21 protein-coding genes and 1 tRNA gene are annotated in these 22,716 nt (G+C 64.4%); 18 read left to right on the top strand and 4 right to left on the bottom strand.

The genetic code is table 11. From position 1 onward, the window contains the following. Positions 1 to 244: 244 nt before the first annotated feature. The 6 genes from rpmI (at position 245) to LB553_RS25315 (ending at position 5,746) form a co-directional block, all read left to right on the top strand. Positions 245 to 448: a 50S ribosomal protein L35 gene (gene rpmI / locus LB553_RS25340; protein ID WP_027166935.1), complete on the top strand. Its 204-nt coding sequence runs from the start codon at positions 245 to 247 to the stop codon at positions 446 to 448. A 91-nt stretch (positions 449 to 539) separates the two neighbouring features. Further along, positions 540 to 941 carry a 50S ribosomal protein L20 gene (gene rplT, locus LB553_RS25335; RefSeq protein ID WP_042637600.1) on the top strand — a complete coding sequence of 134 codons (402 nt, stop codon included), beginning with the start codon at positions 540 to 542 and terminating at the stop codon, positions 939 to 941. 205 nt (positions 942 to 1,146) lie between these two features. Beyond that, positions 1,147 to 2,199, top strand: coding sequence for a phenylalanine--tRNA ligase subunit alpha (pheS, locus tag LB553_RS25330; protein WP_224517226.1), 1,053 nt, complete (start codon positions 1,147 to 1,149; stop codon positions 2,197 to 2,199). Beyond that, entirely contained in the window at positions 2,196 to 2,633 is a 438-nt protein-coding gene (locus LB553_RS25325; RefSeq protein ID WP_224517225.1) for a GFA family protein, read from the top strand. The genes pheS and LB553_RS25325 overlap by 4 nt, the downstream gene beginning before the upstream one ends. Next, complete coding sequence (gene pheT / locus LB553_RS25320) at positions 2,630 to 5,038, top strand: phenylalanine--tRNA ligase subunit beta (RefSeq protein WP_224517223.1); 2,409 nt, start codon at positions 2,630 to 2,632, stop codon at positions 5,036 to 5,038. Before LB553_RS25325 ends, pheT begins: the two co-directional genes overlap by 4 nt. 105 nt (positions 5,039 to 5,143) lie before the next feature. Further along, the gene (locus tag LB553_RS25315; protein ID WP_224517221.1) at positions 5,144 to 5,746 is read left to right on the top strand and encodes a nucleotidyltransferase family protein; all 603 of its coding nucleotides are present in this window, start codon (positions 5,144 to 5,146) and stop codon (positions 5,744 to 5,746) included. Between the two features lie 258 nt (positions 5,747 to 6,004). Here LB553_RS25315 and LB553_RS25310 read toward each other — a convergent pair whose 3' ends face one another. Further along, positions 6,005 to 7,000 carry an aldo/keto reductase gene (locus tag LB553_RS25310; RefSeq protein ID WP_224517219.1) on the bottom strand — a complete coding sequence of 332 codons (996 nt, stop codon included), beginning with the start codon at positions 6,998 to 7,000 and terminating at the stop codon, positions 6,005 to 6,007. Between the two features lie 97 nt (positions 7,001 to 7,097). Here LB553_RS25310 and LB553_RS25305 point away from each other — a divergent pair, with 97 nt between their 5' ends. From LB553_RS25305 to LB553_RS25260, 10 genes are all read left to right on the top strand, one after another. Beyond that, the gene (locus LB553_RS25305; RefSeq protein ID WP_224517217.1) at positions 7,098 to 7,988 is read left to right on the top strand and encodes a LysR family transcriptional regulator; all 891 of its coding nucleotides are present in this window, start codon (positions 7,098 to 7,100) and stop codon (positions 7,986 to 7,988) included. A gap of 275 nt (positions 7,989 to 8,263) precedes the next feature. Then, positions 8,264 to 8,833 (top strand): cytochrome b, encoded by a 570-nt coding sequence (locus LB553_RS25300; RefSeq protein WP_224517216.1) that lies wholly within the window; start codon positions 8,264 to 8,266, stop codon positions 8,831 to 8,833. Positions 8,834 to 8,899: 66 nt separating this feature from the next. Then, positions 8,900 to 9,475, top strand: coding sequence for a YceI family protein (locus LB553_RS25295; RefSeq protein ID WP_224517214.1), 576 nt, complete (start codon positions 8,900 to 8,902; stop codon positions 9,473 to 9,475). Between the two features lie 280 nt (positions 9,476 to 9,755). After that, entirely contained in the window at positions 9,756 to 10,742 is a 987-nt protein-coding gene (locus LB553_RS25290; protein ID WP_224517212.1) for a Gfo/Idh/MocA family protein, read from the top strand. A 41-nt stretch (positions 10,743 to 10,783) separates the two neighbouring features. After that, the gene (locus LB553_RS25285) at positions 10,784 to 12,439 is read left to right on the top strand and encodes an FAD-binding dehydrogenase (protein WP_224517210.1); all 1,656 of its coding nucleotides are present in this window, start codon (positions 10,784 to 10,786) and stop codon (positions 12,437 to 12,439) included. A gap of 107 nt (positions 12,440 to 12,546) precedes the next feature. Continuing rightward, complete coding sequence (locus LB553_RS25280) at positions 12,547 to 12,867, top strand: hypothetical protein (RefSeq protein WP_224517208.1); 321 nt, start codon at positions 12,547 to 12,549, stop codon at positions 12,865 to 12,867. Positions 12,868 to 12,909: 42 nt separating this feature from the next. Beyond that, positions 12,910 to 13,818, top strand: a complete 909-nt coding sequence (locus LB553_RS25275) for a sigma-70 family RNA polymerase sigma factor (RefSeq protein WP_224517207.1) — start codon at positions 12,910 to 12,912, stop codon at positions 13,816 to 13,818. A gap of 286 nt (positions 13,819 to 14,104) precedes the next feature. Continuing rightward, a complete protein-coding gene (locus tag LB553_RS25270) occupies positions 14,105 to 18,175 on the top strand; it encodes a Pls/PosA family non-ribosomal peptide synthetase (RefSeq protein ID WP_224517205.1) in 4,071 nt (1,356 codons plus the stop codon). Continuing rightward, positions 18,172 to 18,648 (top strand): GNAT family N-acetyltransferase, encoded by a 477-nt coding sequence (locus tag LB553_RS25265; RefSeq protein ID WP_224517203.1) that lies wholly within the window; start codon positions 18,172 to 18,174, stop codon positions 18,646 to 18,648. Before LB553_RS25270 ends, LB553_RS25265 begins: the two co-directional genes overlap by 4 nt. A gap of 4 nt (positions 18,649 to 18,652) precedes the next feature. Then, positions 18,653 to 19,297, top strand: a complete 645-nt coding sequence (locus LB553_RS25260; RefSeq protein WP_224517201.1) for a 4'-phosphopantetheinyl transferase family protein — start codon at positions 18,653 to 18,655, stop codon at positions 19,295 to 19,297. Between the two features lie 121 nt (positions 19,298 to 19,418). Here the strand turns inward: LB553_RS25260 and LB553_RS25255 are convergent, their stop codons facing one another. The 3 genes from LB553_RS25255 to LB553_RS25245 form a co-directional block, all read right to left on the bottom strand. After that, positions 19,419 to 19,949, bottom strand: a complete 531-nt coding sequence (locus LB553_RS25255; RefSeq protein WP_224517199.1) for a dihydrofolate reductase family protein — start codon at positions 19,947 to 19,949, stop codon at positions 19,419 to 19,421. Positions 19,950 to 20,189: 240 nt separating this feature from the next. After that, positions 20,190 to 20,266, bottom strand: a tRNA-Arg gene (locus LB553_RS25250). A 189-nt stretch (positions 20,267 to 20,455) separates the two neighbouring features. Next, a complete protein-coding gene (locus LB553_RS25245) occupies positions 20,456 to 21,949 on the bottom strand; it encodes a sensor histidine kinase (protein ID WP_224517197.1) in 1,494 nt (497 codons plus the stop codon). Positions 21,950 to 22,205: 256 nt separating this feature from the next. Between LB553_RS25245 and rpmH the strand changes: the two genes are divergently transcribed. After that, a complete protein-coding gene (rpmH, locus tag LB553_RS25240; protein WP_008833937.1) occupies positions 22,206 to 22,340 on the top strand; it encodes a 50S ribosomal protein L34 in 135 nt (44 codons plus the stop codon). A gap of 16 nt (positions 22,341 to 22,356) precedes the next feature. Beyond that, complete coding sequence (gene rnpA / locus LB553_RS25235) at positions 22,357 to 22,710, top strand: ribonuclease P protein component (RefSeq protein ID WP_095767954.1); 354 nt, start codon at positions 22,357 to 22,359, stop codon at positions 22,708 to 22,710. Positions 22,711 to 22,716 lie beyond the last annotated feature (6 nt).

Raw genomic sequence — 22,716 nt, 5'->3', positions numbered from 1 at the left:
CAGCCTCCATTCGCTGGCGATAAAACCGGACAACTCATGTGCTACCTAACCCGGACAACTCATGCGCTTACGACACGTATCGCTTGAGGTGTTGCGTACTGGCCGTCTTTGATCTATAGGACCGCGGTTCCAAGAAAACCGCCCGGCAGGGCATGCCGTGGCGGTTTCATTTGCTTTTCGGGCTTTGGTCGGCCCGAAGCGAGACAAGAAGCGCGATGGTGCGCCACCAATACGGAGTAGCAAAATGCCCAAGATGAAGACCAAATCGGCCGCAAAGAAGCGGTTCAAGATTACTGCCACCGGCAAGGTGCTGTCGGCTGCCGCCGGCAAGCGCCACGGCATGATCAAGCGTTCCAACAAGTTCATTCGCGATGCCCGCGGCACGATGGTTCTGGCTGAACCGGACGGCAAGAAGGTCATCAAGAATTTTCTGCCGAACGGCCTCTGAGCATTCGGTCTGGACGCATTTGTTTGACGCAATTCCGAACGGAAAACCGCTACACACTTTTCCTGGAATTGCTTTTTAAGGAGATCATGACATGGCACGTGTAAAGAGAGGCGTTACCGCCCACGCCAAGCACAAGAAGGTCCTGAAAGCCGCCAAGGGCTTCTACGGCCGCCGCAAGAACACCATTCGCATCGCCAAGCAGGCGGTGGAGAAGTCGCTGCAATACGCCTATCGCGACCGCAAGAACCGCAAGCGCTCGTTCCGCGCGCTGTGGATCCAGCGCATCAACGCCGCGACCCACGAGCATGGCCTGACCTATGGCCGCTTCATCGACGGCCTCAACAAGGCCGGCATCGAGATCGACCGCAAGGTTCTTTCGGACATGGCCATCCACGAGCCGCAGGCTTTCGCCGCGCTGGTCGCCAAGGCCAAGGTCGCGCTCGAATATCTGAAGAACACCACGCCGAATGCTTTTGAGAGCGCTGTCGCCTAAGCCAGCGCTTCCCAAGCATACGCAATTCTGATTTGGGGAACCCGCGCTGGCACGGCTGGCGCGGGTTCTTTTTTGGCCCCGATGTAACCAAAATGGCACCCGCGTAACCAAAATGGTGACGCACGCGGAATGCTAGTCATCCAATCGAGAGAGTTTCGCCGTGAACGCCACCGCTGGAAATCTTGAAACCCTTGAAGCTTCCCTGATGGCCGACATCGCGGCTGCGGCCGACGAACCGGCAATCGAGGCGGTGCGCGTCTCGGCGCTCGGCAAGAAGGGCTCGGTCTCCGAAATGCTGAAGACGCTGGGCGCGATGAGCGCCGAGGAGCGGCAGGTGAAGGGCCCGGCGATCAACGGAATGAAGAACCGCATCACCGAAGCGCTCACCCAGCGCAAGGCGGAACTGAAGGATGTGGCCATCGCCGCGCGGCTTGCCGCCGAGAAGGTCGATGTCACGCTCCCCGTTCGCCAGTCGCCGGCCGAGCGCGGCCGCATCCATCCGATCAGCCAGGTGATCGACGAGATCGCGGCGATCTTCGGCGACCTCGGCTTCGCGATCGCCGAAGGCCCGGATATCGAGACCGACTATTACAATTTCACGGCGCTGAATTTCCCCGAGGGGCATCCGGCGCGCGAGATGCATGACACCTTCTTCTTCCAGCCGGACGAGAAGGGCGAGCGCAAGCTGTTGCGCACGCACACCTCGCCCGTGCAGATCCGCACCATGGAGCGGCAGAAGCCGCCGATCCGCATCGTCATCCCCGGCAAGACCTACCGGCAGGATTCGGACGCCACTCACTCGCCGATGTTCCATCAGGTCGAGGGGCTGGTGGTCGACAAATCGGCCAATGTCGCCAACATGAAGTGGGTGCTGGAGGAGTTCTGCAAGGCCTTCTTCGAGGTGCCGTCGGTCAAGATGCGCTTCCGCCCGTCCTTCTTCCCGTTCACCGAGCCGAGCCTCGAGGTCGACATCCAGTGCGACCGCTCGCGTCCCGGCGAAGTGCGCTTCGGCGAAGGGTCCGACTGGATGGAGATCCTGGGCTGCGGCATGGTGCATCCCAACGTGCTGCGCGCCGGCGGCCTCGACCCCGACGAATATCAGGGCTTTGCCTGGGGCATGGGCATCGACCGCATCGCCATGCTGAAATACGGCATGCCGGACCTGCGCGCCTTCTTCGATGCCGACGTGCGCTGGCTGTCGCATTACGGCTTCCGGCCGCTCGACCTGCCGACGCTGTTCGGGGGGCTGTCTGCATGACGGCACCTCACACCGGCGGCTGCCGTTGCGGCGCGGTGCGGTTCGAGGCCTCGGCCGAGCCGCATCACATCAGTTATTGCCATTGCGGCGATTGCCGGCGAGCCAGCGGCGCGCCGGTGTCGGCCTTTGTCGGCTTCATGGCCGACCAGGTCGCGCTCAACGGCAAATCGCTGAAAAGCTACCGCAACGGCCCGGTGGAGCGCTCGTTCTGCGGCATTTGCGGCTCGCCTATCGCCTATACCGACCAGCGGCTCGACAACCGGATCTACTTCATGCTCGGCACCATGGACATGCCGGCCTATTTCAGGCCGACCGTGCATGCGCATGTGCGCGAGCAGCTGCCTTTCCTGCACATGCCCGATGCGCTGCCGCGCGAGCTGAAGACCAGCGTTCCCCGGCCCGAAGAACAAAGACCCTCGGAAACACAGTCATGAAATTCACCCTCTCCTGGCTCAAGGACCATCTCGAGACCGACGCCTCGCTCGCCGAGATCGTCGAGCGGCTGACCGCGATCGGCCTCGAAGTCGAGCATGTCGACGACAAGGCCGGCCTGAAACCCTTCGTCATCGCGAAGGTGCTGACGGCAGTGCAACATCCGGACGCCGACCGGCTGCGCGTGCTGACCGTCGACACCGGCGACGGCAAGCCGCCGGTGCAGGTCGTGTGCGGTGCGCCCAATGCCCGCGCGGGCATGATCGGCGCCTTCGCGGCGCCCGGCACCTATATTCCCGGCATCGACGTGACGCTCTCGGTCGGCAAGATCCGCGGCGTCGAAAGCCACGGCATGATGTGCTCGGAACGCGAGCTGGAAATCTCCGACGAGCATAACGGCATCATCGATTTGCCGCCGGATGCGCCGGTCGGTACCAGCTTCGCCGCCTACGCGCATCTCGACGATCCGGTGATCGAGATCAATCTGACGCCGAACCGGCCGGACGCGACCAGCGTCTACGGTATCGCGCGCGATCTTGCGGCGAGCGGGCTTGGCCGCCTCACCGGAGGCGCGATCATGCCGCATGTCGGCAACGGCATGTGCCCGGTCAAGGTCAAGATCGAGGCGCCGGAACTCTGCCCCGGCTTCGCGCTGACGCTGGTGAACGGCGTGAAGAACGGCCCATCGCCGAAATGGCTGCAGCAGCGGCTGATCGCCATCGGCTTGCGCCCGATCAGCGCCCTGGTCGACATCACCAACTATGTCACCTTCGACCGCGGCCGGCCGCTGCATGTGTTCGACGCCAACAAGGTCGCCGGCAACCTCGTCGTGCGCCGCGCCAAGCAGGGCGAGACGGTGCTGGCGCTTGACGGGCGCGAATACACGCTGACGCCGGATATGTGCGTCATCGCCGACGACAATGGCGTCGAATCGATCGCCGGCATCATGGGCGGCGAGCATTCGGGCTGCGACGAGAACACCACTGACGTGCTGATCGAATCGGCGCTCTGGGACCCGATCACGACCGCCCGCACCGGCCGCACGCTCGGCATCATCAGCGATGCGCGCTACCGCTTCGAGCGCGGCGTCGACCCTGAGTTCATGGTGCCGGGCGTGGAGCTTGCGACCAAGCTGGTGCTCGAGTTCTGCGGCGGCACGCCGACGGAAATCGAAGTAGCGGGCTATGCCGGTCACAAGCCGAAGATCATCTTCTTCCCGCTCTCGGAAGTGAAGCGGCTGACCGGCATCGAGGTGCCAAGAGAGGAAGCGCTCAGCATCCTGACGCGGCTCGGCTTCGAGCCGCGCAGTTCGGGCGACACCGTCGAGGTGAAGGTGCCGTCCTGGCGGCCGGATATCGACGACAAGGCGGATCTGGTCGAGGAGGTGATGCGCATCCACGGCGTCGACAACATAGCGCCGCAGCCGCTTACCTCGCATGACGCGGTCAACGGCAAGATCCTGACCACGCTGCAGCTGCGCACCCGTTCGGCCAAGCGCGCGTTGGCCGTGCGCGGCATGATGGAGGCCGTCACATGGTCGTTCATCCCCGCAAAGCACGCCGAGCTGTTCGGCGGCGGCCAGAACGGCCTGAAACTCGCCAACCCGATCGCCGCCGACATGTCCGACATGCGGCCTTCGCTGCTGCCGGGGCTGATCGCGGCCGCGCAGCGCAATGCCGACCGCGGCATCGGCGATGTGGCACTGTTCGAGGTCTCCGGTACCTATGAGGGCGACTTGGCCGACCAGCAGCGGCGCGTCGCAGCCGGCGTGCGGCGCGGCACGGCCAAGCTCGACGGCTCGGGCCGCAGTTGGTCCGGCAATGCCGGGCCGGTCGGCGTGTTCGACGCCAAGGCGGACGCAATCGCAGCGCTCGAAGCCTGCGGCGCGCCGGTCGACCGGCTGCAGATCGAGCCCGGCGGCCCGGCCTGGTATCACCCGGGACGTTCAGGAACGATCAAGCTTGGGCCAAAGACGGTGCTCGGCACATTCGGCGAGTTCCATCCGAAAACGCTCGAAACGCTCGACGCCTCCGGCCCGATCTGCGGCTTCGAGGTTTTCGTCGACGCCGTGCCGGAACCGAAGGCCAAGCCGACGCGCACCAAGCCGAAGTTGGAGCTCTCGCCGTTCCAGGCGGTGAAGCGCGATTTTGCTTTCGTCGTGGACAGGTCGGTGGAAGCCGGCACGCTGGTGCGGGCAGCGCTCGCGGCCGACAAGAAACTGGTCACCGGCGTTTCGGTGTTCGACGTCTTTGAAGGCGCCTCGCTCGGCGCGGCCAAGAAGTCGATCGCCATCGAGGTCTCGATCCAGCCGGTCGAAAAAACGCTGACCGACGAGGATTTCGAGGCGCTCGCAAAACGCATCGTCGAGAACGTCAACAAGCAGACGGGCGGCGTGCTGAGGGCGTAGCGAGTCTCCGCTTTACGCAATTCCGGGCGGAAAACCGCTGTGCACTTGTCCTGGATTTGCTTCTGAGGATTGCCGGAGCATGGCGAATCGCTCTCCAAAAGGGCGATGGACCATCTCCGCTATTCCGGCCTTGCCTTCGAAGAGCAGCGCGCGGCGTTCCTCGCCATCGTTGCGGGCGACCCGCTGCTCAGCGAGACACTGGCGCGCGTGCGCCGACTCGCGCTGCCCGATTGGCTGGTGGTTTCCGGCGCGCTCTACAACAGCGTCTGGAACCATCTGACCGGCAAGCCGCCGGGCTACGGCATCAAGGATGTCGATCTGTTCTATTTCGATGACACCGATTTGTCCTACGAGGTCGAGGATGCGGTGATCCGCCGGGCGGCTGCGCATTTCGAGGGGTTGCCGTTGCCGGTCGAGGTACGCAACCAGGCGCGGGTGCACCTGTGGTATCCGGTGAAATTCGGGCAGGAATGCCCGCGCTATGCGAGCGCGAGTGAATCAGTGAGCTATTTTGCGTCGAAGACGCATGCGGTCGGGGTGCGGTACGATACCGAGGGGTGCCTGGATTTGGTGGCGCCGTTTGGGCTCGACGACCTTTTTTCGTTCCGCATCACGCCGAACCGGGTGCTGGACAATCAGCGGACGCATGAGGCGAAGGGGAGAAGGGCGCAGGAGTGCTGGCCGGAGATTGAGGTGGCGCCGTGGTAGGACATTAGAAAAGTCGGCGGGACAGCCCCCCTCTGCCCTGCCGGGCATCTCCCCCGCAAGGGGGGAGATTGGCAGTTCGCCGGCGGCACCCCTTCTTGCAGCGTTGGTGATTGGCGAAAAGTCAAGCGACATCCGATCTCCCCCCTTGCGGGGGAGATGGCCGGCAGGCCAGAGGGGGGTGCCTCGCGCTGATGTCGCGCAATCTTCCGCACTGCACGGCTTTATGGAGAAGAAGGCGCCCGAGCGCCTCCTTCCACCTCACCCATTCACCAACGCCAGCAGTTCCTCCGTATAGCGCTTGCCGACCACCTTGTCGGGCGACAGCGCATCGCCGATCGCCGTCACTTCGGCCGCGCTCAACTCGATCCCGGCCGCGGCTGTGTTCTGCTCAAGGTGCCGTATCTTCCTTGCGCCGGGGATCGGCACGATGAAATTGCCCTGGTGCAGTACCCAGGCGAGCGCCAGCTGCGCCGGCCTCACGCCCTTTTGGGCGGCCATCTTCTCCAGCACAGCGATCACCGCGTGGTTGGCTTCCATGGCCTCGGCCTGGAAGCGCGGCAGAGTGAGGCGCCAGTCGCCGGCACCGAGCGCGTCCGGCTTGCTGATCGCGCCGGTGAGCAGGCCGCGGCCGAGCGGGCTGTAGGGGACGAAGCCGATGCCGAGTTCGCGGCAGACGTCGAACACCTCATCCTCGGGATCGCGGCTCCACAGCGAATATTCGCTCTGCACGGCGGCGATCGGGTGCACGGCATGCGCCCGGCGCAGCGTCGCGCCGCTCACCTCCGACAGGCCCAGCGCCCGGACCTTGCCCTCGCTCACCAGCTCTGCCATGGCGCCGACCGTGTCCTCGATCGGCACGTTCGGGTCGACGCGGTGCTGATAGTAGAGGTCGATCACGTCGGTGTTGAGCCGCTTCAGCGAGGCTTCGGCCACCGCCTTGACGTGTTCGGGGCGGCTGTCGACGCCGACCATGCGGTCGATGCCTTCGCCATGCTCGGAAATCTTGAAGCCGAATTTGGTTGCGATGGTGACCTTGTCGCGCACCGGTTTTAGGGCCTTGCCGAGCAGTATCTCGTTCTCGAATGGACCATAGACTTCGGCCGTATCGAAGAAAGTCACGCCGATCTCGACGGCGCGGCGCAGTGTGGCAATGGCTTCCGCCTCCGGCTGGCCGCCATAGGCGAAGCTCATGCCCATGCAGCCGAGGCCGACGGGGAAGACTTCGAGTTCAGTTCCAAGTTTGCGGGTTTTCATGGCGCATCTCCCTTGTTGCGATGAGGGAGAGATAGCGCCTCGCGATGCGTTCGATAATTCTTTCTCTTTAGTACGGCTTGCTCTATAAAATAGAACAATGAACCGGACGAACCTCTCACAACTCGCTGTGCTTGCCTCGGTCGCTCAATGCGCCAGCTTCCGCGGCGCGGCCCGCGAGCTCGGCATCGCGCCTTCCGCGGTCAGCCACGCGGTGTCGAGCCTGGAAGCACGGCTCGGCGTGCGGCTGCTTGCGCGCAGCACGCGCAGCGTGGCTCCGACCGAAGAAGGCGCGCAGCTTTTGGAACGGCTGCGGCCGGCCCTGTCCGAAATCGACCTGGCGCTGGAAACGGCGGTCGAGGCGCGCGACCGGCCGGCGGGGAATCTACGGCTTAGCGTGCCGCGCACCGCCGCGCATCTTGTGCTGACGCCGCGGCTCGGCGCCTTTGCCGCCGCTTATCCCGACATCGGGCTGGAGATCGTCATCGAGGATCGCTTCACCGATGTCGTCGAGGGTGGCTTCGACGCCGGCGTCAGGCTCGGCGAAAGCCTGCAGCGTGACATGATCGCGGTGCGGATCGGGCCCAACATCCGCGGCGCGGTGGTCGCTGCGCCCTCCTATCTCGCTTCTATGCCCAAGCCGCGCCATCCGCGTGACCTCACCGGCCACCGCTGCATCCGCTTCCGTTTCTCCAGCGGCATCCTTTACCGCTGGGAGTTCGAGAAGGATGGCGAGGAAATCGAGATGGTGGTCGAGGGGCCGCTGATCCTCGACGAGGATCATCTGATCGCCCAGGCGGCGGTCGACGGCGCCGGCCTGGCCTTCGTCTTCGAGCCCTATGTGCGGGCGCCGCTTGCCGACGGCAGGTTGATCCGCGTGCTGGAGGATTGGTGCCCGCCCTTCGACGGGTTCTTCGTCTATTATCCCAGCCGCCGGCAGATGCGGCCGGCGCTCCGGGCCTTCGTGAATTTCTTCAAGGTGAGCGCTTAGCTCGCGCCAAAACCACGCTTCAGACGTGATGGCAAAAATTGTCGAGGGTTGGCGCCGCCCCTCATCTGCCTGGCGGCATCTTCTCCCCGTTGAACGGGGAGAAGGGACGCTATCGCCGGCGGTTTCGCCAATCGCCGGCGCCGAAACTGCTCTTTCTCCCATCTACGGGGAGAAATGCCCGGCAGGGCAATGAGGGGCGGCGCCAGCGTCTGGGTGCCGAGAGAATGACAGCCGGCGTCTCGGAAGAAAGCTGAACTCGATAGCGTTCGCCTCGCATGCAATCCATCACCAACACCCCGACCCGCTATGGCTGGGCGATGATCATCCTCCACTGGCTGATCGGCATCATCTTCATCGGCCAGTTCGTGCTCGGCGTCGTCATGGTGCGGATCGAAAGCCAGCGGACGGCCTTCGAGCTGATCCAGCTGCACAAATCCTTCGGCTTCCTGCTGCTCGGCCTGATCATCCTGCGCATCGCCTGGCGGCTCGGCAATGCGGCGCCGGAGCTGCCGGGTTCGGTCGGAACGCTGGAGCGCAGGACTGCACCGCTCGCGCATTTCGCGCTCTATGCGTTCCAGATCGCGCTGCCTCTTTCCGGCTGGGCGCTGGTCTCGGTGTCGACGTTGGAGATCCCGACCATGCCATTCAATCTCTTCGTGATACCCGATCTGCCGCTGGCCGAATCCGACGCTTCGGAAAGCTTCTGGGCTTCCGCGCACTGGTATCTCGCCTATGCCGGCATCGCGCTGGTGGCGCTGCACATCGCGGCGGCCCTGCGCCACCATTTGCTGCTGCGCAACACGGTGCTGACGCGCATGATCACACCTTCGTCAGGCAGGGAATAGAACTGCGCCACCGGTCGTTGGTGGGGCGAGAACGCAGAAAACCGTATCTGCGGAAGGAAGAAACCCATGAACGCGCGTATCCTCGGATTGGCGGCTTTTGCCGCTTGCCTTACCATGCCTGCCGTTGCCGCGGTGGCGCTCAGCGACGCCGCCGGCAGCTACACGATCAGCCCGTCGGCCTCCTCGATCCGCTTCACCATCGGCAAGGCCGGCGGCGGTGGCTTCGACGGCGCCTTCGGCCGCTTCAAGGGCACGATCCGCATCGACAATGGCGATGTCGGCCGCTCGAAGGTGGACCTCACCATCTATCCCGAAAGCGTCGGCACCGGGCAGGGCCGTATCGACGCCTTCCTGCGTTCCGACGCGGTGTTCGACGCGGCCAACAGTCCGGAGATCCAGTTCCGCTCTACAAACGTGACACGCACCGGCGACACGACGGCGGTGGTGACCGGCCGGCTGACGGCGCGCGGCAAGACGTTTCCGGAAAAATTCACGGCCGAGCTCGGCGGATTGAAGGGCGGAACCATCAAATTCCACGTCACCGGCAAGGTTCTGCGGTCGCGCTACGGCATGGATGTCGGCACGCCGCTCTATTCCAATGTCGTCGATTTCGACATGATGCTGACGGGCAAGAGAGGTTAGTCGCAGTCCCTTTCCTCGCCCCCGCAAAGCGGGGGAGAGGTGGCCCGGGCGAAGCCCGAGACGGAGCGGTGGGCGACCCTTCGCGACGGCAGAGCCCTTGCAAGCTGAAGGTCATAAAGCGGCTCCGGCAACCCGGCGCTCTACGAAAACCCCTCTCCGCCCCGGCTTCGCCGGGCCACCTCTCCCCACTGCGTGGGGCGAGGAAGGAGCTTCTCCCGCATTGGCTTTTCCCTCTATTTGGGGCACACCTCCATCGATGTAACCGACATGGAGAAGCGTGATGTTCCGATGGGGTGTTCTGTCGACGGCAAAGATCGGCCGCGAGCAGCTTTTGCCGGCAATCGTGGAATCGGAGAACGGGGTCCTGTCGGCGATCGCCAGCCGCGATCTCTCCAAGGCCAAGGCGCTGGGCGAGCGTTTCGGCGCCCGTCATGCTTTCGGCTCCTATGAGGAATTGCTCGCCTCCAAGGAGGTCGACGGCGTCTATATCCCGCTGCCAACCTCCCAGCATGTCGAATGGACGGCAAAGGCGATCGAGGCCGGGAAGCATGTGCTGGTGGAAAAACCGCTGGCGCTCGACGCCAAGGACATCCCGCCGCTGATCAAGCTGCGCGACGAGAAGAAGGTGCTGGTCTGCGAGGCCTTCATGGTCGTCTACCACCCGCAATGGATCAAGGTGCGTGACCTCATTGCCGGCGGCGCCATCGGTCGGCTGCGCCATGTGCAGGGCGCGTTCTCCTACTACAATGTCGACCCCAAGAACATGCGCAACCAGCTCGATCTCGGCGGTGGCGCGCTGCCCGACATCGGCGTCTATCCGACCGTATCGACGCGCTTTTCGACCGGCAAGGAGCCTATCCGTGTCCAGGCCAATATAGAGCGCGACAAGAGTTTCGGCACCGACATCTATTCCTCGATCCGCGCCGATTTCGGCGATTTCGAATTGTCCTTCTACCTGTCGACGCAAATGGCGGCGCGGCAGGTGATGGTGTTCCACGGCGAGAAGGGTTTCATCGAGGTCTTCGCCCCGTTCAATGCCGGGCTCTACGACCACCACCGCATCGAGCTGCACAACCAGAACCACACCGACGCGCAGGTGTTCCGCTTCCCGGGCACCCAGCAATACCGGCTGGAGTGCGAAGCCTTCGTGCGCGCCGCCCAGGGCGGCAAAGACCGCGTCTTCACCCTGGAGGAATCGGTGCTCAACCAGAAGGTCATCGACGCCATCTTCCGCGCCGGCGAGAAGGACGGCTGGGAGCCCGTCTGAGACGCCGCAATAAGTTTTGCCGGCTAGTTCTGGGAGGGAAAATGGCTGACGCGGACGTGATCATTGTCGGCGCGGGGCTGGCTGGCCTCGTCGCCGCGACTGAGTTGGCGGAGGCCGGCAAGAAAATCATCATCGTCGACCAGGAGCCGGAACAGTCGCTGGGCGGCCAGGCCTTCTGGTCGTTCGGCGGGTTGTTCCTGGTCGATTCGCCGGAGCAGCGGCGCATGCGCATCCGCGATTCCCACGACCTCGCGCTCGAGGACTGGATGGGCACGGCCGCCTTCGATCGCCCTGAGGATTTCTGGCCGCGCAAATGGGCGGAAGCCTATGTCGGCTTCGCCGCTGGCGAGAAGCGCTCCTGGCTGATCGAGCGGGGCCTGAAATTCTTCCCCGTGGTCGGATGGGCCGAGCGCGGCGGCGGCAATGCGACCGGCCACGGCAATTCGGTGCCGCGCTTCCACATCACCTGGGGCACCGGGCCCGGCGTGCTCGAGCCTTTCGTGCAGCGCGTGCGCGAGGCGCAAAAGCGCGGGCTGGTCCAGTTCAAGTTCCGCCACCGGGTCAACGAGATCATCCGCGCCGGCGATACAGTAACTGGCGTGCGTGGCGATGTGCTGGAACCGTGCAGCGTCGAGCGCGGCCGCAAGAGTTCGCGCGCCGCGACCGGCGCGTTCGAGCTCAGCGCGCAAGCGGTGATCGTCGCTTCCGGCGGCATCGGCGGCAATCATGAGCTGGTGCGCCAGAACTGGCCGTCACGGCTAGGCGCGCCGCCGAAGCGGATGATCACGGGCGTGCCCGACCATGTCGACGGGCGCATGCTGGCGATCACCGAGGCTGCCGGGGGTTCGATCATCAACCGCGACCGTATGTGGCACTATGTCGAGGGCATCAAGAACTGGGCGCCGATCTGGACCGAGCATGCGATCCGCATCCTGCCCGGCCCCTCCTCGCTGTGGCTCGACGCGCGCGGCAAAAGGCTGCCGGCGCCGCTCTATCCGGGCTTCGACACGCTGGGCACGCTCAGCCACATCATGAGCACCGGCTTCGATTATTCCTGGTTCATCCTGACCAAAAAGATCATCCAGAAGGAGTTCGCGCTGTCGGGCTCCGAGCAGAACCCCGACCTCACCGGCAAAAGCTGGCGGCAGGTGCTGGGCCGCGCGACGTCGGGAATTCCCGGCCCCGTGAAGGCCTTCATGGAAAAGGGCGAGGATTTCATCGTCGAGGCCGACCTTGCGAAACTGGTGGCGCGCATGAACGCGCTGGCCGGCGGCGAGCCGCTGCTGGACGTCGCCCAGGTTGAGCGCGAGATCCGCGCCCGCGACAGGCAGCTTGACAATCCGTTCTCCAAGGATGCGCAGATCACCGGGCTGCGCGGCGCCCGAGCCTATCTCGGCGACAGGCTGATCCGCACCGCCAAGCCGCACAAGATGCTCGACCAGGCGAACGGCCCGCTGATCGCGGTGCGCCTCAACATCCTGACCCGCAAGACGCTGGGCGGGCTGCAGACCGACCTCGACAGCCGTGTGCTCGACGCCGCCGGACAGCCGGTGCCGGGGCTTTATGCGGTGGGCGAAGCCGCCGGCTTCGGCGGCGGCGGTGTGCATGGCTACGCGGCGCTCGAAGGCACATTTCTCGGCGGCTGCATTTTTTCGGGGCGCAGCGCCGGGCGGGCGGCGGCGAAGGCGGTCGGCTGAGCGGTTCTCTCCTCCTTGGGGCGGTTTAGGGGGGAAATTTTTTGCGTCCACGTGAATCCTTTGACCCGCACGAAACGTCTTCCTCATACCAACCGAAGGAGACGACAATGACCTACAATCTGATCCGCTACGGCGTGAAGGACGCCAGCATCGCCGAGAACCGGGCGCTGGTGGCAAAAGTGTTCGAGGCGCTGGATGAAACGCAGCCGCGATCGGTGCGCTATCTGGTGCTCGAACTGGAGAATGGGGAGTTCGTACACCTCGTCGGCTACGACAAGGACAGCTCGGCGCTGACCGAACTCGACGCGTTCAAGGCCTTCGGCGCCGATCATGCCGCGCGGCGTTCGACGCCGCTTGTGCGGGCGCCGGCGAAGATTGTTGGCAACTATCGTATGCTGGCCAGAGCCGATGAAGCCGTGCCCGCCTGATCCGGGCACCGCATGGCATCGGCCAGGCGAGAAAGAGGACGAATGAGCTCGGCAGCGTTCGGCCGCGCGGAACTTGACGCCATGCTCGTCGGCCTGCGGCCGAAGCTTCACCGCTACGCCGCCCGCATGGCCGGCTCGTCGATCGAGGGCGAGGACATCGTGCAGGAGGCGGTGGTGAAGGCGCTTGCCGCGCATGATGGCGGAACTCGCGTCGAGCGCCCCGAGCAGTGGCTGTTCCGTATCGCCCACAATGCGGCGCAGGATCATCTGCGCCGCCGCCAGCGCGAGCGCTCCCGAATGAGCGAAACCGACATGACGACGATTGAGGATCTCTCGGCCAACGCCGAGGCGCGGCTTGCGGCGGCGACAAGCCTGCACACGTTCATGCAACTCACGCCGGCGCAGCGCAGCGCCGTGGTCCTGATCGACGTGCTCGGCCTCAGCCTTTCCGAAACCTGCGAGGTGACGCGCGCGACTTTGGCTGCAACCAAGGCGGCGCTGCATCGCGGCAGGGCGGAGCTGAAGGCGCTCTCCGCCCGAACCGACGAAGTCGCCATGCCGAAGCTCGACCCGGAGGAGGAGCGCCGCCTGCGCCGCTATGTCGACCTGTTCAACGCGCGCGATTTCGACGCGGTCAGGAGGCTGATCGCCGAGGATGTCCAGGTCGACGTCGTTAATCGCGCCCGCCTCAACGGCAAGAAGGAAGCCTCGACCTATTTCGGCAATTACGACCGCCTCCGCGACTGGGCCCTGTCGCTCGGCTTCGTCGATGGCCGGCCGGCGATCCTCATCCGCAACCCGCAGGCGGACGATGCCGTGCGCGGCTTCGTGCTGATCGACTGGCGCGGCGAAGAGGTCGCCCGCATCCGCGATTTCCGCCACGTGCCGTACTGCATCGCCGATGCGGATATCTGCTTCCTTACCGCTACGACGAGATCACGGTTCGTATAGAATCGAGCGCGTTTCTCTGCTGCCGCTGGCCATCGCCTGGATCGCCCTGCTCGGCAACGCGAACGGGAAGGCCAAGTGCCGCCAAGGGCTGAATAGAGGCGATCAGGTGTCGTCGCGGGACGGCGCTCCGTCACATAATCGTGAACGGCGCGTGGCATGAATTGCCGATTGGAACGCCATCTCAAATCCGCCGCAAAGGCAAATCAACTGGCCCATCATCGTCAGCCAATTGTCTTTTCGCCAATCACGGCATAGTGCGAGCCATCACGAGCTCGCGGGTCCTCCAATGTCTCTGAATGAAGCAAGCAAGCCCGCCAAGAAAAACGCGCCCAAAGCCAAACTAGTGACGGAATCGCCACCGCGCGATCAGATCCTGATCGGCCCCGATTTCATCCATAAGGGCGAGCCGCATGAGAGGCTTGACCGCTTCTTCGGCGATCTGGCGAGCCGCTTCGACGCGGCACCGGCCGTGATTTCCGGCGGCCGGCCCTGGTCATACTGCGAGCTGAACAGCCGTGCCAACCAGTTCGCGCATCTGCTGATCGAGCGTGGCGTGAAGCCGGGCGACAGGATAGGCCTTTTGTTGGACCGCTCCGCCGAAACCTATATCGCTATCCTTGCCGTGATGAAGGCCGGGGCGGCCTTCGTTCCTCTAGCCACCGCCTTCCCCGAAGATCGCATGGTGATGATCATCGAGGACGCCAATGTCACGATGGTGATCAGCGTCTCCGGTTATGCCGCGCGCGTGGCGCGCCTGCCGGTTCCGCACATCTCGATCGACTCGGCGGAATCCGAAATCGCTCTCAAGCCGGAAACGGCGCCCCTGCCGGAGGGCAGCCAGGACCAGACCTGCTACATTCTCTACACGTCCGGCACCACGGGCAAGCCGAAAGGCGTGGTCATCACGCATCAGAGCTTCTGCAATTTCATCCGCGTCGCCGCAGCATCCTACGGTTACCAGCCGGGCGACCGCGTGTACCAGGGCATGACCATCGCCTTCGACTTCTCCTCGGAGGAGATCTGGGTGCCCTTTGCCGCCGGCGCCACTGTGGTGCCGGCGCCCGGCCAGCAGCCCCTCGTGGGCGAGGAGCTGGCCAGTTTCCTGCGTGAGCATCACATCACCTGCATGGCCTGCAGCCCGACGCTTTTGTCGTCGATCGAGAGCGACGCGCCCAGCCTGCGTGCGATCCTGGTCGGCGGCGAAGCCTGCTCGCAAAAGCTCGTGGTGCGCTGGGCGAAGCCCGGCCGCCAGATCCTGAACACGTATGGCCCGACCGAAGCGACGGTCACCGCCACCATGGGCTTGCTGACGCCGGACGAGCCGGTGACGATCGGCAGGCCGCTGCCCACGTATTCGATAGCAATTCTCGACCCCGAAAAGCCGAAGGTGCTGACCGGCGACGCACTGGGCGAGGTTTGCATCGGCGGCATGGGCGTGGCGGTAGGCTACCTCAACCGGCCGGAGCTCACCGAACAGCGATTCATCAAGGATTTCATCGGCCTGCCGAACAACCCCAGCGGCCGCATCTACCGGACGGGCGATCTCGGCCGCATCAACGACAAGGGCGAGATCGAGTATCACGGCCGCATCGACACGCAGGTGAAGATCCGCGGCTACCGCATCGAGCTGGGCGAGATCGAGGCCGTGCTGCTGGAACAGCCAGGCATCGCGCAGGCGGCGGTCACGACATGGGAGATCGAGCCCGAGCGCACGGAACTGGTCGCCTATTATGCCCCCGGGAGCGGCGGCGACAGTGTGGATCGCACCATGCTCGTGCGGGAGCTCAAGCAGCGGCTGCCCGACTACATGGTTCCGGCCTATCTGGAGCAGCTGCCCGCGATCCCGATGACCGTCTCCAACAAGGTCGACCTGAGGAAGCTGCCAAAGCCGACCAGCGCGCGCGTCGCGGCCGGCCATGCGATGATCGATCCGCGCAACGAGGACGAGAGGTTCCTGGTCGACACGCTGCAGGATGTGCTGAAATTCGAGGACATCTCCATCGAAGACCACTTCTTCGACGACCTCGGCGCGAACTCGCTGTTGATGGCGAGGTTCTGCGCGCGCATCCGCTCCCGCAAGGCCTGGTCGACGACCTCGATGCGCGACATCTACCTGCATCCCACGGTCGCGAAGCTCGCCGATTACCTACGTGCGCCGCAGATGGTGGCGGTTGCCGCGAGCGAGCCGATGCTGACGCATCGGGCTTCCGGCCTTGCCTATTGGAGCACGGGCTTTGGGCAGCTCGTGTTCTACGCGCTCTACAGCTATGCCTCGCTCTGGGCGATCAATGACGGGCTCAACTGGGTCTATGACGCGCTGGACGACCCGGTGCAGCTCTATCTGCGCTGCGTTCTCTTGTCCGCCAGCGTATTCTTCGGGCTGAGCGGCTTTGCCATCATCGCCAAATGGCTGCTGGTCGGCCGCTGGAAGGCCGAGACGTTCCCGATCTGGGGCTGGCGTTATTATCGCTTCTGGATCGTCAAGACGCTGGTCCGCAGCGCGCCGGTGGTGCTGTTCCGCGGCAGCCCGCTGTACAGCCTCTATCTGCGCCTGCTCGGCGCCCGACTCGGCAACCGCACGGTTATCGAGTGCCGCTCCGTTCCGGTCTGCACCGACCTGATCAGGATCGGCGACAACTCGATCCTGCGCAAGGATTCCATGATCCTGGGCTTCCGCGCCCAGGCGGGCTACATCCATACCGGCCCGCTCGACATCGGCCACAACGCTTTCGTCGGCGTCGGCTCGACGCTGGACATCGACACCCGCATCGGCGACGGCGCCCAGCTGGGCCACGCTTCGTCGCTGCATCGCGGACAGGCGATCCCTGCCGGCGAGCGCTGGCACGGATCGCCGGGGATTCCGACCGAGGCGGACTATTGCACGGTTCCCAACGTGCCGCTGTCGCGAGCGCGCCGGATCATCTACGAGGCGATCCAGCTCTTCATCCTCTTCGCCATCGTCACGCCGTTCCCGCTTCTGTTCCACACCTACTGGGAGAATCTCGGCGACGACTATCAGGAGACCATCGGCATCGTGGCGATCGGCACCACCGTGACGCTGGCGGGCTTCATCATCGGCGGCGTGCTGCTGGCGGCCATCGTGCCGCGGCTGTTCAACCTCATGCTGAAGCCCGGCCGAGACTATTCGCTCTACGGCTTCCACTACTGGCTGCAATCGATGCTGGAGCTGGTCAGCAACGTGCGACTGCTGAACGTGCTGTTCGGCGACAGCTCGGCCGTCGTCTACTATTTGCGCGCCATCGGCTGGCGGCTGAACAAGGTGAACCAGACCGGGTCGAATTTCGGCACCAACCAGCGGCATGAAAACCCGCAGCTCAGCGAGATCGGCTCGGAAACGATGGTCTCCGACGGACTGTTCATGGTCAACATGCAGAAGTCCGCCAACTCCTTCCGGCTCGAGCACACGCGGGTCGGCGAGCGAAACTTCTTCGGCAACAACATCATCTATTCGCCGGATTCCCGCACCGGCGACAATTGCCTGCTCGGAACCAAGGTGCATGTACCGGTCGATGGTCCCTTGCGCGAGAATGTCGGGCTGCTGGGGTCGCCGCCCTTTGAAATCCCGCGCATGGTCAACCGCGACAAGGAGCTTCTCGGATTGATCTCCGACAAGGAGCGCCACCGCCGGCTGCCGCTGAAGAACCTCCACAATCTGGTCACCGCGCTGCTGTTCTTGGCGGCGCAGTGGCTGATCCTGTTCCTGACGCTCGCTATCTGGGACAGGGCGCTCAACTACTACAACGAATGGGGCCAGACGGCGCTGTTCGTGGCGGTGGTGCTGACCACGGCGATCGGCATTCCGTTCTACATCTTCCTGGAACGGGTCAGCCTCGGTTTCCGCCGGCTGAAGCCCAGGATGGCCACGATCTACGACCCGGTCTTCTGGCGCCACGAACGCCATTGGAAACTGTCCGATTCGCCGATCATGGGCCTGTTCACCGGCACGCCGTTCAGGCCGCTGATCCTGCGTCTGGTGGGCGTGAAGGTCGGGCGGCGCGTCTATGACGGGGGAAGCATCATCACCGAGCGGTCGCTGGTGGAGATCGGCGACGACGCGACGCTCAACGAGGGCTGCGTCATCCAGGCGCATTCGCTGGAGGAAGGCGCGTTCAAATCCGATTACATCCGCATCGGCAATGGCTGCACGCTCGCCTCTGCCGCCTTCATCCACTACGCCGTGGTGATGGGTGAGGGATCCGTGGCGGACCTCGATTGCTTCGTCATGAAGGGCGAAGTGCTGGAGCCCAACACCGTGTGGCGCGGCAACCCGGCCAAGCTATATGGCGTGGTGACGCCGATCGACGCGCGCGCGATCGAGATCGGGCAGAAACAGTGACGTGTTCGGCCGAAGCGCGGCCGCGCGACCGCGAGGTGGTCCTGCGGCCTGTCGGCGAGGACAACCGGGCGGCGATCCTGGCGCTCGAGCTGATGCCCGAGCAGCAAGGCTTCGTCGCCTCGAATGCCGACTCGCTGGAAGAGGCCAGGGAGGATGACGAGGCCCTCGCCCGCGCTGTCGTTGCGGCCGGGCGCGTCGTCGGATTCCTGATGTACAGCGCTCCAGACGACGATGACGAGGCGATCATCTACCGTTTCATGATCGACCGCCGCGAACAGGGCAAGGGGCTTGGCCGTGCCGCGGTTGCCCGGGCGCTAGAGGAGATCGCGCAGCTCGGCCACATGCGCCGCGTCGCGATCTGCTACGAACCGGACAACGAGGCGGCGCGCCGGCTCTATGCCGGCTTCGGTTTCGTCGAGGCGGGGCTGGATGAGGATGGCGAGATGACTGCCGTGCTCGAATTGGGCAGCTAGCAAAGTGAGCACACGGCCGGACGACGCGGACATCGAGAGCGCCGTCGAGCAGGCGCTGGCCGGCCTCATGCCGCCCGGCCTCGTCACCGGCTGCCGTATTGTTCGTGCCGACGACGAACAATACCTCCTGCCGGCGGAAGGCGCTTCCATCGCCACGCGCGAACAGAGGGCGCGCGCCGCCACTGGAGCGGGCCGCCGGGTCGCGCATGAATTGCTGCGGCGCCTGAAGTATGCCGATCTCGCCGTCTTGCGGGGCCAATTGGGAAATCCGATCTGGCCTGCAGGCACCGTCGGTTCGATCGCGCATGACGACGAGCTTGCCGTGGCGGTCGCCGCGCTATCCGACACGATGAGAAGCGTGGGCGTCGACATCGAGCCTGCCCTGCCCTTGCCGCACGAGCTCCGAGGCATGGTGGCAACGCCGCAAGACCGCCTGGGCGATCTTGATTTCGGCATAGGCAGCCGCATTCTGTTTGCGATCAAGGAGGCGGTCTACAAGGCCTCGTTTCCGCTCGACGGCCGGGTGCTGGGCTTTGAGGACATCGCCGTCGATCTAACCTCGGGCGAGGCGGTCACTTCATCCGGCAATCGCTTGACGGTGCGCTTCACCATCTCGCCCAGAATCCTGGCGCTGGCTTATACGCCATAGGCGCGCTGAGCCCTGACCTGACCATTTCAGAGTGGGTGTTGAACACGAATGAGGCGCCCGAAGATTCGAACTGCGAACCTCGGACAAGCAGTTTGGTACAGCACGAGAGGACGTCGCGAGATCAGGCAGGAACGTAGGTCAACCTGATCACATCCTCGCCGATCCGATCATGAGCCATGAGGCGCAGCGGCGGCCGAGGTCCAGCGAAATAGGGCTTGCCGTGACCAAGCACCACCGGGTGCAGGTAGATCCGATATTCATTGATCAAGCCCAGTTCGGTGAGGCTTCGCGCCAAGTCCGGGCCGGCGACTTCGATCTCGCCGTCGCGCTCGGCCTTCAGCTTGCGGATGGCGCCTTCGAGATCACCCTCGACAAGCCTGGCATTAGGCCCGACAGACTTCAACGAGCGCGAGACGACCCATTTTGGCTGGTTCCGCCACGCCGCCGCGAAGGCCCGCTCGTCCGCATTCCATTCGGGATGCTCGTCGTCCCAGTAGCGCATGACCTCGTACATGCGGCGACCGTAGATGCTTCCGGCCTGCCTCTCGGCCTCCTCGATGAAATGGCGGAAGAGCGTGGGGCTTGGCCCGAACGCCATGTGATCGACGTAGCCGTCCAGCGACTGGTTCATTCCGAACACGAGCTTGGCCATTGCCTGATCCTCACATGGCATTCGCGCGATCTGATTGTGTTGTGCAATCGGTTCAGCTTAGACCGACTGGTTTTGTTTTGCAATTGGTTTTGGCATATATAAGAATGCAACACGGCTCGGGCCGGATGGTCGCCCGATCCTACGCTGCGGTTCGTCCAGCCGCGCAGATCCATCCGACGATTCAAAACCGTTCAAAACGGCCATTTGAAACGGTGGGATTCAGCTAAATATCTGAATTATTGGCGCGCCCGAAGAGATTCGAACTCCTGACCCCCAGATTCGTAGTCTGGTGCTCTATCCAGCTGAGCTACGGGCGCGCAACAGGCCGTGTGTGACACAGGCCCCGCGATCCGGTCGAAACGGCCGGCCGCGATGTGGAGTGTTCCCTAACGACTGAATTTGCGAAAAGCAAGCCGATCCGGCAAAAGTTTTGTCGCAGGTGGTTTTGCCGGCTTTGATCGAGGCGCTCCGCTGGCGACAAGCGGCTCCGCCGGAGGGCGATGGCCTCAAGCCGGGCGGCGCAGGCCGTTGCGCGCCTGGTCGAGCCGGACCGGCTGGTCGGGGATGGTGACGGCGAAGACGGTGCGGCCGCCGATCGATTCGACAAGCTCGACTGTGCCGCCATGGGCGCGGATCAGTTCATGCGCGATCGCCAAGCCTAGGCCAGTGCCGCCGCTGCGCGCCGAGCCGCGGAAGGCGGCGAACAGATTCTCGCGCGCCTTGGGCGGCAGGCCGGGGCCGGTGTCGGCGACGGTGATGCGGCTGACGCTGCCATGGCGCTCGGCCGAGACCGCCAGCCGGCGCACCACCGCGCTTTCGGTATCGGCGGCCATCGCCTGCACGGAGTTGCGGCAAAGATTAGTCAGCACGCGGAACAGCTGGTCGGAATCGGCGTCGACCTCGAAGGCGGCCTCAACGCCGTTGACGAACTCGATGCCCTCCTCAATGTCGAGCAGGCCGTGCACGTCGTCAACCAGCTGGCGCAGCCGCACCCGGCGGCGCAACGGCGCCGGCTCCTGCGTGCGGCCATAGTGAAGCACGCCTTCGGAATAGGAGACCGCGCGGTCGAGGGCGCGCAGAAGCTTCGGCGCGAAGGCCTGCACGGTCGGGTCCTTCACCTGGCGCAGGCGATCCGACATCAGCTGCGCGGAAGCGAGGATGTTGCGCATGTCATGGTTGATCTTGGAGACGGCGAGGCCGAGGTCGGCGAGATGCTTCTGCTCCGACAGCATTTTCTGCAGCCGGTCCTGCATCTGCGACAGCTCGCGCTCGGCGACCCCGATCTCGTCGGCGCGGTCGGCGGGGCGGATGACGCGTCCAGGATCGTCGGGCGCCTCGGAGAAGGCCAGGATCGAGCGCGTCAGGGTGCGGATCGGTCCGATCATGATCAGGTCGATCGCCGCATAGACCAGCATGGCGGTGAAGAGCGAGATGAGCAGCGAGACGACGGCGACATTGCGCGAATATCTGAGCATAGCGTCGCGCAGACGGTAATCCGGCATGATCAGCTCGAATTCCTTGTCGCTGTCGCCGACCGGGCCGAAGACGCGCAGCATGCGCTTGCCGCCGAAGAAGAGCGTGTCGAGCGCGCCGGTCATGCCGTTGACGAGGCCGACACCGGCGATGTCGATATGCTCGTCGACCTGGGGCGGCATGTCGGAAACGACGAGCAGCCGGGAGACCCCGCCGTCGCGCACGGCGATCGCCTTGGCGCCGATCGCCATCAGCACGTCGTTCTGGGCGTTGTGCGACAGCGCGTTGGGCTCGCCCTGCAAGAGCACGATCGACACGGCGGCTGCGGTGCTCAAGCGCTCCTTCAGCCAGTTGACCCGGTAGCTGGCGATCCAGGGCAGGAAGATCAGGACTTCGGCCAAAAGCACGAAGGCGATGGTGAGGAAGAGAAGCTTGGTCGACAGGCCGCGCGACAGCGGCACCCGCCGCGACGAATTCGCCGCAGCCGGCCGCGCTTTTTCATCGGTGGACAGAGCTTCACTCGTCATGACACGTTCTTCACGAAGCCTTGATCGGCCAAGATTATGCGATTTGCGGCTTTTTTGCCAATTTCAACCTTGGTCCAGCGAAAAAATGACTCGCTGCCACGCCGGATTGACTTCCAAAAACCTTCTTTCTATAAGCCCGCTCACGCTCGGGCCATTCGTCCCGGCGCGGTTTCGATCGCGCCTAAGCCGGCCCGGCAAAGCTCCTGTTACAGAGTGACAGAATCAAGAAGGGCCGCACGCCGCGGTATTAAAACAAATGAAGCGTACCTACCAACCGTCCAAGCTCGTCCGTAAGCGCCGGCATGGTTTCCGTGCCCGCATGGCCACCAAGGGTGGCCGTGGCGTCGTTGCTGCCCGCCGCAACCGCGGCCGCAAGCGGCTCAGCGCCTGAGCGGAAGACGAGATCGTTGCCCGCACCCGGCAAGCCACAAGGGAAAACTCCCGGGCGGCTTCTGAAACGCGCGGATTTCCTGGCTGTGCGCGGCGGCGAGAAACGCCGCGGGCGGCTTTTTCTCGTTGAAGTTCTCGACCGCGGCGATGACCTTGCGCCGCGCGTCGGCTACACCGTCACCAAAAAGGTCGGCAACGCCGTGGTGCGAAACCGCGTCCGGCGGCGGCTGAGGGAAGCCGTGCGCGTTCATGCCGCCGATGACATGGCGCCCGGCAATGACTATGTCATCGTCGGGCGTGAAGACGTGCTTGCCATTCCCTTCGGCCAGTTGAAGGCCGAGCTTTCCCGCCGGCTGCGCGGAACACGATAGGCCAGG

This window comes from Mesorhizobium sp. CA8 (assembly GCF_020164955.1).
Taxonomy (GTDB): domain Bacteria; phylum Pseudomonadota; class Alphaproteobacteria; order Rhizobiales; family Rhizobiaceae; genus Mesorhizobium.
The sequence above is the reverse complement of the archived record's forward strand: the minus strand, read 5'-3'. Positions and strand labels throughout refer to the sequence as shown.